Origin of the sequence: Bacillus sp. LJBS17 (genome assembly GCF_019334685.1) — a bacterium.
In the GTDB taxonomy this organism is placed as follows: Bacteria; Bacillota; Bacilli; order Bacillales; family Bacillaceae; genus Bacillus; species Bacillus subtilis.
This window is the reverse complement of record NZ_CP079759.1, coordinates 2827279-2842820: the sequence shown is the minus strand read 5'-3', so window position 1 is coordinate 2842820 and position 15542 is coordinate 2827279. Positions and strand designations below refer to the sequence as shown.

Below are 15542 nucleotides of genomic sequence, written 5' to 3'. Positions count from 1 at the left end.
AACATATGTGAACGTCTGGGGGTTATGATATGCATAAAAAAGATATTATCCGGCTGCTTGAAACCATTGCAGTCTACATGGAACTCAAAGGGGACAACCCGTTTAAAGTATCCGCCTTCCGAAAAGCGGCGGCAGCTCTGGAACAGGACGACCGAAGCTTATCAGAAATGGACGATATGATGTCGCTGTCCGGCATTGGAAAAGGAACGTACAGCGTCATTAAAGAGTATATAGATGAAGGAAAGTCAAGCACGCTCGAATCGCTTCAGAAAGAAGTGCCGGAAGGACTCGTGCCTTTATTGAAGCTGCCGGGGCTCGGCGGCAAAAAAATCGCAAAGCTGTATAAAGAGCTCGGCGTACACGATGCAGAATCTCTAAAGGAAGCCTGTGAACAGCAAAAGGTGCAAGGTCTTGCGGGCTTTGGAAAAAAATCGGAAGAAAAAATATTACAGGCGCTCGGGGAAGCCGGAAAACAGCCTGAACGGTTCCCGATCGGCTACGCCCTCCGGATCGCGCGGGAAATTGAGGAGCATCTTTCTCAATTTACGCATATCATCAAATTTTCTCGTGCCGGAAGTCTCCGCAGAGCGCGGGAAACGGTGAAGGATCTGGATTATATCATTGCTACAGATCATCCGGCTGAAGTAAGAGAGCAGCTTCTTGAGCTGCCAAACATCAAAAGCGTGATCGCAAGCGGAGATACGAAGGTGTCCGTCATCCTTTCCTTTGAATATGAAACAAGCGTCGATTTCCGTCTTGTGACGGAAGAGCAGTTTCCGACAACCCTCCATCATTTTACGGGATCAAAGGATCACAATATTAAGATGCGCCAAATCGCCAAAGAACGCGGCGAGCGGATCAGTGAATACGGCGTTGAGACAGTTGAAACCGGAGAGATCAAAACATTTCCGAGTGAACGTGAATTTTATGCGCACTTCGGCCTGCCGCTGATTCCGCCGGAAATTCGTGAAAGCGGACAGGAAGTGGAAACCTACAGCGACAGCATTGAACTGATAGAGCTCGGGCAAATCAAAGGTGATCTCCACATGCACTCAACGTGGAGCGATGGCGCATTTTCGATCAGAGAGATGGCTGAAGCCTGCATCAAAAAAGGCTATCAATACATGGCGATCACCGATCACTCACAATATTTAAAGGTCGCCAACGGGCTTACTGCAGAAAGACTTAAGCAGCAGGCAAAAGAAATTGACGCGCTGAATGCAGAGTTTGAAAACTTCCGTATTTTGAAAGGCGTTGAGATGGATATCCTGCCTGACGGTACGCTCGATTATGATGACGATGTGCTTGCGGAAATGGATATCGTTATTGCATCGATTCATTCCAGTTTTAATCAGCCGGAACACGTGATTATGAAACGGCTTGAGACGGCACTGACAAACAAGCATGTTGACATTATCGCACACCCGACCGGGCGCCTTATCGGCAGACGGGCCGGTTACGAAATCGATATTGATCAGCTGATTGAGCTTGCGAGGAAAACAAATACGGCGCTTGAACTCAACGCCAACCCTGCGCGCCTTGATCTGCGCACAGAGCATTTAATGAAAGCAAACGAACAAGGGGTTACATTGGTGATTAATACTGATGCCCATAATATTGAGATGTTAGACGATATGAAAACTGGCGTTACTGCCGCGCGCAAAGGATGGACGGAAACGAAAAACGTTCTGAATGCCCGGTCGCTTAAAGACGTAGAGGCATTTCTGAAGCGCAACGATTAAGTAAGGAGGCTCACACAATCGTGCAGCAAAAAGTATTATCAGCTCTTGAATTTCATAAAGTGAAAGAACAGGTTATTGGGCATGCCGCTTCATCGCTCGGAAAAGAAATGCTTCTCGAGCTTAAGCCTTCTGCTTCTATAGACGAAATCAAAAAACAGCTGGATGAAGTAGACGAAGCTTCTGACATTATCCGGCTGAGAGGCCAAGCGCCATTTGGCGGCCTTGTAGATATCAGAGGAGCGTTAAGACGGGCGGAAATCGGCAGCGTTCTCAGTCCTTCTGAATTCACTGAAATCTCAGGCCTGCTTTATGCAGTTAAACAAATGAAACATTTTATCACGCAAATGGCTGAAGACGGTGTCGACATTCCGCTGATCCATCAGCATGCTGAACAGCTTATCACGCTGTCCGATTTAGAGCGGGACATTAATTCCTGCATCGATGATCACGGAGAAGTGCTTGATCATGCATCGGAAACATTAAGAGGAATCCGCACACAGCTCAGAACACTCGAATCAAGAGTCAGAGACCGGTTAGAGTCGATGCTGCGTTCCTCTTCCGCATCGAAAATGCTGTCTGATACGATTGTTACGATTCGGAATGACCGCTTTGTGATCCCGGTCAAACAGGAGTACAGATCCAGCTATGGAGGAATTGTGCACGACACCTCATCCTCTGGTGCGACATTATTCATTGAACCGCAGGCGATTGTAGATATGAACAATTCCCTTCAGCAGGCGAAAGTGAAAGAAAAGCAAGAAATTGAACGGATTTTGCGTGTGCTGACAGAGAAAACGGCAGAGTATACAGAGGAGCTATTTCTAGATTTGCAAGTGCTGCAGACGCTTGACTTTATTTTTGCAAAAGCTAGATATGCAAAAGCGGTTAAAGCGACAAAACCGATTATGAACGACACCGGCTTTATCCGTTTGAAAAAAGCCCGCCATCCATTGCTTCCGCCTGACCAGGTTGTTGCCAATGACATCGAGCTTGGCCGCGATTTTTCAACCATTGTCATCACAGGGCCAAACACCGGGGGGAAAACAGTCACCCTTAAAACGTTAGGCCTGCTAACCTTAATGGCGCAGTCAGGTCTTCATATCCCGGCAGATGAAGGGTCAGAAGCGGCAGTATTTGAGCACGTATTCGCTGATATCGGTGATGAACAGTCGATTGAGCAAAGTTTAAGTACGTTCTCATCCCATATGGTGAATATTGTCGGCATTTTAGAACAGGTCAATGAAAACAGCCTTGTGCTTTTCGATGAACTTGGTGCAGGGACAGATCCGCAGGAGGGGGCGGCCCTCGCCATGAGCATCTTGGATGACGTGCATCGCACCAATGCACGAGTGTTAGCTACGACGCATTATCCGGAATTGAAGGCGTACGGCTATAACAGAGAAGGCGTCATGAATGCCAGCGTTGAATTTGACATCGAAACGCTGTCACCGACCTATAAACTTTTAATTGGTGTGCCGGGTCGAAGCAATGCTTTCGAAATTTCAAAACGCCTCGGGCTCCCGGACCATATCATCGGGCAGGCGAAGTCAGAAATGACGGCCGAGCATAACGAAGTCGATACGATGATTGCGTCGCTGGAACAAAGCAAAAAACGTGCGGAAGAAGAGCTTTCTGAGACAGAATCAATCAGAAAAGAAGCGGAAAAACTGCATAAAGAGCTGCAGCAGCAAATCATCGAGCTTAACAGCAAAAAAGACAAAATGCTTGAAGAGGCAGAACAGCAGGCTGCTGAAAAAGTAAAAGCGGCAATGAAAGAAGCCGAGGACATTATTCATGAATTGCGCTCCATAAAAGAAGAACACAAATCCTTCAAGGATCACGAGCTGATTAACGCGAAGAAACGGTTAGAAGGCGCTATGCCTGCTTTTGAAAAGTCCAAGAAACCGGAAAAGCCGAAAACGCAAAAACGCGACTTTAAGCCTGGCGACGAGGTGAAAGTCCTCACTTTCGGGCAAAAAGGAACATTGCTCGAAAAAACAGGCGGCAATGAATGGAACGTTCAAATCGGTATTTTAAAGATGAAAGTAAAAGAAAAAGATCTGGAGTTTATCAAATCAGCTCCGGAGCCAAAAAAAGAAAAAATGATTACAGCGGTCAAAGGAAAGGACTATCACGTATCGCTTGAACTTGATCTTCGCGGCGAACGCTATGAAAATGCCCTCAGCCGGGTTGAAAAATACTTGGATGATGCGGTGTTAGCCGGATATCCAAGAGTGTCAATCATCCACGGAAAAGGAACCGGCGCTTTAAGAAAAGGCGTACAGGATCTTCTGAAAAACCACCGCAGCGTCAAAAGTTCCCGTTTCGGTGAAGCAGGTGAGGGAGGATCAGGCGTTACGGTTGTTGAACTAAAATAAAAGGGAGTATGGCCATGAGTGATTTTTGGGAAAACGAGCTTGTGGAAATCGCGGCATATTACAGTGTCGCGGTTCTCTGCCTCGTCCTCTTTTTGACTGTGTTTGAGCTGGTGACGGCTTATAAAAACTGGGAAGAGATTCAAAAAGGAAATCTTGCGGTGGCAATGGCGACCGGCGGAAAAATTTTGGGAATCGCAAACGTATTTCAGCATTCCATCTCCCAGCACAATTCGCTGCTGCAAATGATCGGCTGGGGCGTTTACGGGTTTGTTATGCTTCTGATCAGCTACTTTATTTTTGAGTTTTTGACTCCGCGGTTTAAAATTGATCAGGAAATCGAAAATGATAACCGGGCTGTCGGCTTTATTTCATTTGTCATTTCTGTCGGGCTTTCATTTGTGGTGGCAGCCGGAATATAAGGGGACGGAGAATAGATGGAAAAGCTTGCGAAAATACTGCTCGTCGCAGCGGGAATCTTTTTGTTAATTGGTCTTATATATCTGTTCATATTATGAGAAAAAGAAAGATTTACCTTTCTTTTTCTTTTTTTTGCCGTCCATCTGCTATAATGATAAGGTGGATCTCTAAAATCGAAAGGGGAGGTTTTATGCAGTCTCAAAAGCCGTGGCTTGCCGAGTATCCCAACGATATCCCGCATGAGCTTCCGTTGCCGAATAAAACCCTGCAATCCATCCTGACAGACTCCGCCGCACGATTCCCTGATAAAACCGCAATATCGTTTTATGGAAAAAAACTCACCTTTCATGACATTCTGACGGATGCTCTTAAACTTGCAGCTTTTTTGCAGTGCAATGGCCTGCAAAAAGGAGACAGAGTGGCTGTTATGCTGCCCAATTGCCCGCAAACAGTGATTTCTTATTATGGCGTCTTGTTTGCCGGTGGCATCGTGGTGCAGACGAATCCGCTTTATACCGAGCACGAGCTTGAATACCAGCTTAGAGATGCTCAGGTAAGTGTAATCATCACCTTAGATTTGCTTTTCCCGAAGGCAATAAAAATGAAAACGTTATCAATAGTCGACCAGATTTTGATAACCAGCGTAAAAGACTATTTGCCTTTTCCGAAGAATATTCTTTACCCGCTGACGCAAAAACAAAAAGTGCATATCGACTTTGACAAAACAGCTAACATTCACACGTTCGCTTCCAGTATGAAGCAGGAAAAAACTGAACTCCTGACAATCCCGAAGATCGATCCTGAGCATGATATCGCTGTCCTCCAGTATACCGGAGGAACAACCGGAGCTCCAAAAGGGGTCATGCTCACGCACCAAAATATTTTGGCAAATACTGAAATGTGCGCCGCTTGGATGTATGACGTGAAAGAAGGCGCTGAAAAAGTGCTGGGCATCGTCCCGTTTTTTCATGTCTACGGACTGACGGCAGTCATGAACTATTCGATTAAACTAGGCTTCGAAATGATTCTTCTTCCTAAGTTTGATCCGCTCGAAACACTTAAAATCATCGACAAACACAAACCGACGCTCTTTCCTGGCGCACCGACAATTTACATTGGCCTTTTGCATCACCCCGAATTGCAGCATTATGATCTGTCATCCATTAAAAGCTGTCTTAGCGGATCAGCCGCGCTCCCTGTGGAGGTAAAGCAGAAATTTGAAAAGGTGACTGGCGGAAAGCTTGTGGAAGGCTATGGTTTGTCTGAGGCATCCCCAGTGACGCACGCCAATTTTATCTGGGGAAAAAACAAGCCGGGCAGTATCGGCTGTCCTTGGCCAAGTACGGACGCTGCGATCTATTCTGAAGAGACGGGTGAGCTTGCCGCTCCGTATGAGCATGGAGAAATCATTGTAAAAGGTCCGCAAGTCATGAAAGGATACTGGAATAAACCAGAGGAAACCGCCGCAGTGCTGAGAGATGGCTGGCTGTTCACCGGGGACATGGGCTATATGGATGAAGAAGGCTTTTTCTATATTGCTGACAGGAAGAAGGATATCATCATTGCCGGCGGTTACAATATTTACCCGCGTGAGGTAGAAGAAGCGCTTTATGAACATGAAGCCATACAGGAAATTGTTGTTGCAGGCGTTCCCGATTCCTACAGGGGAGAAACAGTAAAAGCATTTGTCGTATTAAAGAAAGGCGCAAAAGCCGATGCAGAAGAACTGGACGCTTTTGCGAGATCACGTCTAGCTCCCTATAAGGTGCCCAAAGCCTATGACTTCAGAAAGGAGTTGCCGAAAACGGCGGTGGGAAAAATTTTAAGAAGGCGTTTACTTGAAGAAGAAACCGAAAATCATCATATCAAATAAAAAAAAGAGAACGCCTATGAATAAACTTGACAAACCTGAAAATCCTTCTTATCATGAAATTATGAATGAATAGTCATTCATTTCTATAGGAAGGAACGATGAACATTGAAGCAAAAACGGCCAAAGTATATGCAGATTATTGATGCAGCAGTAGAAGTCATTGCAGAAAACGGCTACCACCAGTCACAGGTATCCAAAATTGCCAAACAAGCTGGGGTAGCGGACGGCACCATCTATCTCTATTTTAAAAACAAAGAAGATATTTTAATTTCTCTTTTCAAAGAAAAAATGGGTCAATTTATTGAGCGGATGGAAGAGGACATTAAAGAAAAAGCAACAGCGAAAGAGAAATTGGCGCTTGTGATTTCAAAGCATTTTTCCCTTTTAGCGGGTGACCATAATCTCGCAATTGTCACGCAGCTTGAGCTCCGCCAATCCAACTTGGAGCTGCGCCAAAAAATCAACGAAATATTAAAAGGCTACTTAAATATTTTGGATGGCATTTTGACGGAAGGCATACAATCAGGCGAATTAAAAGAAGGCCTCGACGTCCGCCTCGCCCGGCAGATGATTTTTGGAACGATTGACGAAACCGTGACAACTTGGGTGATGAATGACCAAAAGTACGATCTTGCTGCGCTTTCAGACAGCGTTTTAGAATTATTGGTGTCCGGAATTCATAATAAGTAAAGGAGTTCTGTCCTATGAATGCAATATCACTGGCAGTTGATCAATTTGTGGCAGTTTTGGCGATTCACAATCCGCCGGCAAATGCGCTTTCCAGCCGGATATTAGAAGAGCTGTCTTCCTGTCTTGATCAATGTGAGATAGATGCAGGCGTTCGAAGCATTATCATTCACGGCGAGGGAAGATTTTTCTCAGCCGGCGCTGATATTAAAGAATTTACATCGCTTAAAGGCAATGAGGATTCCTCATTGCTCGCTGAGCGCGGCCAGCAGTTAATGGAGAGAATCGAAAGCTTTCCAAAACCGATTATCGCAGCGATTCACGGCGCTGCTCTCGGAGGCGGGCTGGAGCTTGCGATGGCCTGTCATATCAGAATCGCAACAGAAGATGCTAAGCTGGGGCTCCCGGAGCTTAATCTCGGTATCATTCCAGGTTTTGCGGGGACACAGCGCCTTCCGAGATATGTCGGTACAGCCAAAGCATTAGAGCTTATCGGATCAGGAGAACCGATATCCGGAAAAGAAGCGCTTGATCTCGGACTTGTCTCAATTGGAGCGAAAGATGAGGCAGAAGTGATTGAAAAAGCAAAAGCACTTGCCGCTAAGTTTGCAGAGAAAAGCCCACAAACGCTGGCATCTTTGCTTGAACTTCTTTATTCCAACAAGGTGTATTCCTATGAAGGCAGCTTAAAGCTTGAAGCAAAGCGATTTGGGGAAGCATTTGAGTCAGAGGACGCCAAGGAAGGCATCCAGGCATTTCTCGAAAAAAGAAAGCCTCAGTTCAAAGGCGAATAAAAGGGGATATGATCATGAATCTATTTGTACTGATGAAACGGACGTTTGACACAGAAGAAAAAATCGTCATTGAAACAGGAAAGATTCAGGATGACGGAGCGGAATGGATTATTAATCCATATGATGAGTACGCGATAGAAGAAGCCATCCAGCTGAAGGAAAAGCATGGCGGCACGATCACCGCCGTCACGGTCGGCGGTGAAGAAGCGGAGAAAGAATTGCGTACGGCGCTTGCCATGGGTTGTGACCAAGCTGTTTTAATCAACATAGAAGATGATCTTGAAGAACCCGACCAATATTCCATTTCTCAAGTTTTATACCACTATATGAAGGATCAGGAGTTTGATTTGATTCTCGGCGGAAATGTTGCCATTGACGGAGGATCAGGACAAGTGGCGCCTCGGCTTGCCGAGCTACTGGACATTCCATGTATCACTACGATCACCAAACTCGAAATCAACGGCACTGATGCAGAAGCAGAAAGGGACGTCGAAGGGGATGTTGAAAAAATCAAAACGACGCTCCCATTGCTTGTCACAGCTCAGCAGGGCTTAAACGAGCCGCGCTATCCATCGCTTCCGGGAATTATGAAGGCTAAGAAAAAGCCGCTTGAAGAGCTTGAACTTGATGATCTTGACCTGGACGAAGAGGATGCTGAACCAAAGCTGAAAACCATTGAACGTTTTCTGCCGCCGAAAAAAGAAGCCGGGAAGCTTCTCCAAGGTGAGCCTGCTGAACAGGCAAAAGAGCTTGTTTCATTGCTCCGCAGCGAAGCTAAAGTCATTTAAAGCTTGGACATTCAAAGAAACAGGGGGATGTTAGAATGGGAAAAAAAGTGATCGTGCTTGGAGAAATACGCGATGGGGAATTGCGGAATGTCACCTTTGAAGCAATAGCTGCAGGAAGAACCATTTCAGGAGATGGGGAAGTCATCGGTGTTCTCATCGGTGAAAATGTACAAAGCATTGCACAAGAGCTTATTCATTACGGAGCAGATAAAGTTCTTACCGCTGAGGACCCGAAGCTGAAAACATACACGGCAGACGGGTACAGCCAGGTCATGAGAGGTGTTATCGAGCAAGAAAATCCTGATTCAGTCATCTTCGGGCATACGGCAATGGGCAAGGATCTTTCACCGAAGCTTGCTGCCCGTCTGCAAACAGGCTTAATTTCTGATGCTATAGATGTAAGCGTTACCGGAGGGAATGTTGTGTTCACACGGCCGATTTACTCGGGGAAAGCTTTTGAACGCGTCATTTCAACCGATCCGATGATCTTTGCAACAATTCGCCCCAATAACATTCAAGCTTCAGAAAAAGACACCAGCAGATCGGGGAGCATCGAAAGCATTGATGTTTCTCTTACTGACCTCCGCACTGTTATCCAAGAGGTCGTGAAAAAAACAGCTGACGGCGTTGATCTCTCCGAAGCAAAAATTATCGTTGCGGGCGGCCGAGGAGTCAAAAGCAAGGAGGGATTTCAGCCTCTGCAGGAGCTTGCAGAGGTGCTAGGGGCCGCAGTCGGGGCTTCTCGCGGGGCATGTGACGCTGATTATTGCGATTATGCTCTCCAAATCGGGCAGACCGGGAAAGTCGTCACTCCGGATTTGTACATTGCATGCGGCATTTCCGGCGCCATCCAGCATTTGGCCGGCATGTCAAACAGCAAGGTGATCGTCGCCATCAATAAAGACCCCGAAGCCGATATCTTTAAAATAGCGGATTACGGCATCGTTGGTGATTTATTTGAAGTTGTCCCGTTATTAACTGAGGAATTCAAACAATTGAATATACACTCATAAAGGAAATCCCGGACTTTAAAAGTTCGGGATTTTTTCATATTTATAAATACATACGTACAAATATAAAAACAATAGAAAATTTCGTTGACATGTACGAACATATATAATATGGTTACTTTAAAAGCGCTTACATTCATGCTGACTCCTCAGGCAAAAGACAGATCACATATTTGACTGTGGTGCTTTTCATATCCGTATGAAAGGAATGATCAGAGGCATGTCTGAACATCAAGCAGTGATTCAAACAGATATCGTAAAAGGAACCATTAACAAAAATATATACGGTCATTTTGCTGAGCATTTAGGAAGAGGGATTTATGAGGGGATCTGGGTCGGAACGGACTCAGACATCCCCAATATCAACGGGATACGAAAGGACGTGCTGGAGGCGCTCAAACAGCTGCACATTCCTGTCCTCAGGTGGCCGGGCGGGTGTTTTGCGGACGAATACCATTGGGCAAACGGTGTCGGTGACCGTAAGACAATGCTGAACACTCACTGGGGCGGTACAATTGAATCAAATGAATTCGGAACGCATGAATTTATGATGCTTTGCGAGCTGCTTGAATGCGAGCCATATATTTGCGGCAATGTCGGAAGCGGAACCGTTCAGGAAATGGCGGAGTGGATTGAGTATATGACATTTGAAGAAGGCACGCCGATGTCAGACTGGAGAAAGCAAAATGGAAGAGAAGAACCTTGGAAGCTGAAATATTTCGGCGTGGGCAATGAAAACTGGGGCTGCGGCGGCAACATGCATCCCGAATACTACGCAGATCTGTACCGGCGTTTTCAGACTTATGTCCGCAATTACAGCGGGAATGACATTTATAAAATTGCAGGCGGCGCAAATGTGGATGATTTTAATTGGACGGACGTGCTTATGAAAAAAGCCGCTGGCCTGATGGACGGGTTGAGTCTTCATTATTACACGATTCCGGGGGATTTCTGGAAGGGCAAAGGATCAGCCACAGAATTCACGGAAGATGAATGGTTTATTACGATGAAAAAAGCCAAATACATCGATGAATTGATTCAAAAACACGGCACGATTATGGACCGGTACGATCCGGAGCAGCGGGTCGGGCTGATTATTGATGAATGGGGCACGTGGTTTGATCCCGAGCCAGGCACGAATCCCGGTTTCTTATATCAGCAAAACACCATTCGTGATGCACTGGTGGCGGCTTCTCATTTCCACATTTTCCATCAGCATTGCCGCCGGGTGCAAATGGCCAACATCGCCCAAACAGTAAATGTTCTTCAAGCGATGATTTTGACTGAGGGAGAGCGGATGCTTTTGACACCGACGTACCATGTATTCAATATGTTTAAGGTGCACCAGGACGCTTCTCTTTTAGCCACAGAGACAATGTCTGCCGACTATGAATGGAACGGTGAAACGCTTCCGCAAATCAGCATTTCAGCGTCGAAACAAGCTGAAGGCGATATCAATATCACAATTTGCAACATCGATCACCAAAACAAAGCAGAGGCGGAAATCGAGCTGAGGGGCCTACACAAGGCAGCGGACCATTCCGGGGTCATTCTTACGGCAGAAAAAATGAATGCGCATAACACGTTTGACGATCCTCATCATGTCAAACCGGAATCCTTCAGACAATACACGCTCAGCAAAAACAAACTGAAAGTAAAACTCCCGCCAATGTCAGTCGTCTTACTTACGCTGCGTGCTGATTCTTAATCGCGCAAGAGCGCCGGAGCTTCATGCCGGCGCTCTTTTTCAGGTTTTAAAACAGCTCCGGCAGGGCATGGTAAAGTACATGACAGTGAAGAGGAGATGTGATCCTATGCTTCGTACCATTTTAATGATTATTGGGGCAATTGTAGTGATCGGGGCCATTATCAGATTTGTGTTTTAAAAAAAGAGCATATCCCATTCAACCATATAAAAATGAGTAAACCGGCTGTGATCAGGAAAAAATAATTTGTAAGCATTAAAATAGCGTGAACGAATGGGAGATGCTATACTAAAAATCATCATTTCACATTGGAGGAATTCAATAATGGCTATCGTAAAAGCAACTGATCAATCTTTCTCAGCTGAAACAAGCGAAGGCGTCGTACTGGCAGACTTCTGGGCTCCTTGGTGCGGACCTTGTAAAATGATTGCACCTGTTCTTGAAGAATTGGATCAAGAAATGGGAGACAAACTGAAAATCGTAAAAATCGATGTTGACGAAAACCAAGAAACTGCCGGAAAATACGGCGTTATGAGCATCCCGACTCTTCTTGTGTTAAAAGACGGCGAAGTAGTTGAAACTTCAGTCGGCTTCAAACCAAAAGAAGCGCTTCAAGAGCTTGTAAACAAACATCTTTAATTTTCCGCTGCTTACATGCCAGAGCGATTCCGATTGAGGGATCGCTTTTTTTATTCGCCAATTGTGAACCATAGAGAAAAACAAACGTTCGTGTTAAACTGGAAATAAAGGATTAAACATAAGGAAGGGTAACATATGAACAAACAACTGAAAGAAAAACTCGCCCTCCTTCCTGATCAACCGGGTTGTTATCTCATGAAGGACCGGCAGCAGACTGTGATCTACGTAGGGAAAGCAAAAGTGCTGAAAAACAGAGTGCGCTCCTACTTCACCGGTTCTCACGACGCGAAAACCCAAAGGCTTGTGACGGAAATCGAGGATTTTGAATATATCGTGACGTCCTCCAATCTTGAAGCGCTTATTTTAGAAATGAATCTGATCAAAAAGCATGATCCGAAATACAACGTCATGCTCAAAGACGACAAAACCTATCCTTTCATAAAACTCACCCATGAACGCCACCCAAGGCTGATTGTCACCCGCAATGTCAAAAAAGACAAAGGGCGCTATTTCGGGCCGTATCCGAATGTACAGGCAGCAAGGGAAACAAAAAAACTGCTCGACCGTCTGTATCCTCTCAGAAAATGCTCCAAGCTCCCGGACAGAGTGTGCCTTTACTATCATCTGGGCCAATGCCTCGCTCCGTGTGTAAAGGATATTTCCGAAGAGACGAACAGAGAGCTGGTTGAAAGCATTACACGTTTCTTAAGGGGCGGCTATAATGAGGTCAAAAAAGAGCTTGAAGAGAAAATGCATGAAGCTGCTGAGAATCTTGAGTTTGAACGAGCAAAAGAGCTTCGTGACCAAATTGCCCATATTGAATCAACGATGGAAAAACAAAAAATGACGATGAACGATCTAGTCGACCGTGATGTATTCGCGTACGCGTACGATAAGGGCTGGATGTGCGTGCAGGTCTTTTTCATCCGCCAAGGAAAGCTCATTGAACGCGATGTCAGCATGTTCCCGCTTTATCAGGAAGCAGATGAAGAGTTCCTCACGTTCATCGGGCAGTTCTATTCAAAAAACAACCACTTCCTTCCGAAGGAGATTTTAGTTCCGGACAGCGTAGATCAATCCATGATCGAGCAGCTGCTGGAAACAAACGTTCACCAGCCGAAGAAAGGCCCGAAAAAAGAACTGCTCATGCTTGCCCATAAAAATGCGAAAATCGCATTGAAAGAAAAATTCTCTTTAATCGAACGCGACGAGGAGCGTTCAATCGGGGCTGTGCAGAAACTAGGTGAGGCATTAAATATTTATACGCCGCACAGAATTGAAGCGTTTGATAACTCAAACATACAGGGGACAAACCCGGTTTCCGCGATGATTGTGTTTATCGACGGCAAACCATACAAAAAGGAATACCGCAAATATAAAATCAAAACCGTTACAGGGCCGGATGATTACGGTTCTATGAGAGAGGTTGTCAGAAGACGCTATACGAGAGTGCTTCGTGAGAATCTGCCGCTGCCCGATCTGATTATCATTGACGGAGGAAAAGGGCAGATCAACGCAGCAAGGGATGTCATTGAAAATGAACTCGGCTTGGATATCCCGATCGCCGGTTTAGCGAAAGATGAAAAACACAGAACCTCAAATTTACTGATCGGTGAGCCGCTGGAGGTGGTGTATCTGGAACGAAACAGCCAGGAATTTTACCTCCTGCAGCGCATTCAGGACGAGGTGCACCGTTTTGCAATCAGTTTTCACAGGCAAATCCGCGGAAAAAGCGCGTTTCAATCCGTTTTGGACGACATCCCGGGTATCGGAGAGAAAAGAAAGAAAATGCTGTTAAAGCATTTCGGTTCCGTTAAAAAAATGAAGGAAGCAAGCCTTGAGGACATCAAAAAAGCCGGTGTTCCTGCAGCGGCGGCTCAGCTCCTTTACGACAAATTGCAAAAATAATGTTGTCCTTTTAAATAAGATCTGATAAAATGTGAACTAATTTCATAGTTAGATCGTGTTATATGGTGAAGATAGAGGTGCGAACTTCAAGAGTATGCCTTTGGAGAAAGATGGATTCTGTGAAAAAGGCTGAAAGGGGAGCGTCGCCGAAGCAAATAAAACCCCATCGGTATTATTTGCTGGCCGTGCATTGAATAAATGTAAGGCTGTCAAGAAATCATTTTCTTGGAGGGCTATCTCGTTGTTCATAATCATTTATGATGATTAATTGATAAGCAATGAGAGTATTCCTCTCATTGCTTTTTTTATTGTGGACAAAGCGCTCTTTCTCCTCACCCGCACGAACCAAAATGTAAAGGGTGGTAATACATGGGTCTTATTGTACAAAAATTCGGAGGCACTTCCGTCGGCTCAGTCGAAAAAATTCAAAATGCGGCAAACCGCGCAATTGCAGAAAAACAGAAAGGCCATCAAGTCGTTGTCGTCGTTTCAGCAATGGGAAAATCCACTGACGAATTGGTCAGCCTTGCAAAAGCTATTTCTGACCAGCCGAGCAAACGCGAAATGGATATGCTGCTGGCGACAGGCGAGCAGGTCACGATTTCACTCCTTTCAATGGCATTGCAGGAAAAAGGCTATGACGCTGTGTCTTATACTGGCTGGCAGGCGGGAATCCGTACGGAGGCCATTCACGGAAACGCCAGAATTACAGATATCGACACTTCGGGTTTAGCAGACCAGCTTGAAAAAGGAAAAATTGTCATTGTTGCAGGATTCCAAGGCATGACAGAGGATTGTGAAATTACGACATTGGGCCGGGGCGGTTCAGATACAACAGCAGTTGCTTTGGCTGCCGCTTTAAAAGCTGATAAATGTGACATATACACAGACGTGCCAGGCGTGTTTACAACCGATCCGCGCTATGTGAAATCAGCGAGAAAACTTGAGGGCATCTCATACGATGAAATGCTTGAGCTTGCCAATTTAGGCGCCGGTGTTCTTCATCCGAGAGCAGTTGAGTTCGCGAAAAATTACCAAGTGCCGTTAGAAGTGCGTTCAAGTACAGAAACCGCAGCGGGAACATTAATTGAGGAGGAATCTTCCATGGAACAGAATTTAATTGTCAGAGGCATTGCATTTGAAGATCAAATCACAAGAGTAACCATTTACGGGCTGACTAGCGGCCTGACAACTTTGTCTACTATTTTTACGACACTTGCCAAAAGAAACATAAACGTGGATATCATTATCCAAACGCAGGCCGAGGACAAGACTGGAATTTCCTTCTCTGTCAAAACAGAAGATGCAGACCAAACCGTTGCAGTGCTTGAAGAGTATAAAGACGCGCTGGAATTTGAGAAAATCGAGACAGAAAGCAAATTGGCTAAAGTATCCATTGTTGGATCCGGCATGGTCTCAAATCCTGGTGTAGCGGCTGAAATGTTTGCTGTACTGGCGCAAAAAAACATTTTAATCAAAATGGTCAGCACATCTGAAATCAAAGTGTCAACAGTCGTAAGCGAAAATGACATGGTGAAAGCAGTCGAGTCGCTTCACGATGCATTTGAGCTTTCAAAACACCCTTCAGCTGTGTAATGAC

Annotated in this window: 12 protein-coding genes and 1 riboswitch; all 12 genes read left to right on the top strand. The window is 45.5% G+C overall.

Annotated features, from left to right (window positions below; translation table 11 throughout):
• The first annotated feature begins 29 nt into the window (after positions 1–29).
• Positions 30–1742, top strand: a complete 1713-nt coding sequence (gene polX, locus KXZ66_RS14745) for a DNA polymerase/3'-5' exonuclease PolX (RefSeq protein WP_003229538.1) — start codon at positions 30–32, stop codon at positions 1740–1742.
• Between the two features lie 20 nt (positions 1743–1762).
• Positions 1763–4120 carry an endonuclease MutS2 gene (locus KXZ66_RS14740; protein ID WP_015251513.1) on the top strand — a complete coding sequence of 786 codons (2358 nt, stop codon included), beginning with the start codon at positions 1763–1765 and terminating at the stop codon, positions 4118–4120.
• A 14-nt stretch (positions 4121–4134) separates the two neighbouring features.
• Positions 4135–4539: a DUF350 domain-containing protein gene (locus KXZ66_RS14735; RefSeq protein WP_003237674.1), complete on the top strand. Its 405-nt coding sequence runs from the start codon at positions 4135–4137 to the stop codon at positions 4537–4539.
• A 188-nt stretch (positions 4540–4727) separates the two neighbouring features.
• On the top strand, positions 4728–6410 hold the full coding sequence (gene lcfA, locus KXZ66_RS14730; protein ID WP_072175577.1) for a long-chain-fatty-acid--CoA ligase LcfA: 1683 nt from the start codon (positions 4728–4730) through the stop codon (positions 6408–6410).
• A gap of 105 nt (positions 6411–6515) precedes the next feature.
• A complete protein-coding gene (fadR, locus tag KXZ66_RS14725) occupies positions 6516–7100 on the top strand; it encodes a fatty acid metabolism transcriptional regulator FadR (protein WP_014477593.1) in 585 nt (194 codons plus the stop codon).
• Between the two features lie 14 nt (positions 7101–7114).
• A complete protein-coding gene (locus KXZ66_RS14720) occupies positions 7115–7891 on the top strand; it encodes an enoyl-CoA hydratase (RefSeq protein WP_077671532.1) in 777 nt (258 codons plus the stop codon).
• Between the two features lie 14 nt (positions 7892–7905).
• Entirely contained in the window at positions 7906–8679 is a 774-nt protein-coding gene (gene etfB, locus KXZ66_RS14715; protein WP_014480500.1) for an electron transfer flavoprotein subunit beta, read from the top strand.
• 35 nt (positions 8680–8714) lie between these two features.
• On the top strand, positions 8715–9692 hold the full coding sequence (etfA, locus tag KXZ66_RS14710; protein ID WP_004398999.1) for an electron transfer flavoprotein subunit alpha: 978 nt from the start codon (positions 8715–8717) through the stop codon (positions 9690–9692).
• A gap of 217 nt (positions 9693–9909) precedes the next feature.
• Positions 9910–11397 carry an alpha-L-arabinofuranosidase AbfB gene (abfB, locus tag KXZ66_RS14705; RefSeq protein ID WP_015483534.1) on the top strand — a complete coding sequence of 496 codons (1488 nt, stop codon included), beginning with the start codon at positions 9910–9912 and terminating at the stop codon, positions 11395–11397.
• Positions 11398–11719: 322 nt separating this feature from the next.
• Positions 11720–12034 carry a thioredoxin gene (trxA, locus tag KXZ66_RS14700; protein WP_003222500.1) on the top strand — a complete coding sequence of 105 codons (315 nt, stop codon included), beginning with the start codon at positions 11720–11722 and terminating at the stop codon, positions 12032–12034.
• Between the two features lie 135 nt (positions 12035–12169).
• A complete protein-coding gene (gene uvrC / locus KXZ66_RS14695) occupies positions 12170–13942 on the top strand; it encodes an excinuclease ABC subunit UvrC (protein ID WP_038828019.1) in 1773 nt (590 codons plus the stop codon).
• A gap of 64 nt (positions 13943–14006) precedes the next feature.
• Positions 14007–14186, top strand: a riboswitch (Lysine riboswitch).
• 125 nt (positions 14187–14311) lie between these two features.
• A complete protein-coding gene (locus tag KXZ66_RS14690; protein ID WP_032726339.1) occupies positions 14312–15538 on the top strand; it encodes an aspartate kinase in 1227 nt (408 codons plus the stop codon).
• The last annotated feature ends 4 nt before the right edge of the window (positions 15539–15542 follow it).

Bases quoted from the DNA above. Each gene is read 5' to 3' on its own strand.
- polX (WP_003229538.1), top strand. From the start codon at position 30: ATGCATAAAAAAGATATTATCCGGCTGCTTGAAACCATTGCAGTCTAC.
- KXZ66_RS14735 (WP_003237674.1), top strand. From the start codon at position 4,135: ATGAGTGATTTTTGGGAAAACGAGCTTGTGGAAATCGCGGCATATTAC.
- lcfA (WP_072175577.1), top strand. From the start codon at position 4,728: ATGCAGTCTCAAAAGCCGTGGCTTGCCGAGTATCCCAACGATATCCCG.
- KXZ66_RS14720 (WP_077671532.1), top strand. From the start codon at position 7,115: ATGAATGCAATATCACTGGCAGTTGATCAATTTGTGGCAGTTTTGGCG.
- etfB (WP_014480500.1), top strand. From the start codon at position 7,906: ATGAATCTATTTGTACTGATGAAACGGACGTTTGACACAGAAGAAAAA.
- etfA (WP_004398999.1), top strand. From the start codon at position 8,715: ATGGGAAAAAAAGTGATCGTGCTTGGAGAAATACGCGATGGGGAATTG.
- abfB (WP_015483534.1), top strand. From the start codon at position 9,910: ATGTCTGAACATCAAGCAGTGATTCAAACAGATATCGTAAAAGGAACC.
- trxA (WP_003222500.1), top strand. From the start codon at position 11,720: ATGGCTATCGTAAAAGCAACTGATCAATCTTTCTCAGCTGAAACAAGC.
- uvrC (WP_038828019.1), top strand. From the start codon at position 12,170: ATGAACAAACAACTGAAAGAAAAACTCGCCCTCCTTCCTGATCAACCG.
- KXZ66_RS14690 (WP_032726339.1), top strand. From the start codon at position 14,312: ATGGGTCTTATTGTACAAAAATTCGGAGGCACTTCCGTCGGCTCAGTC.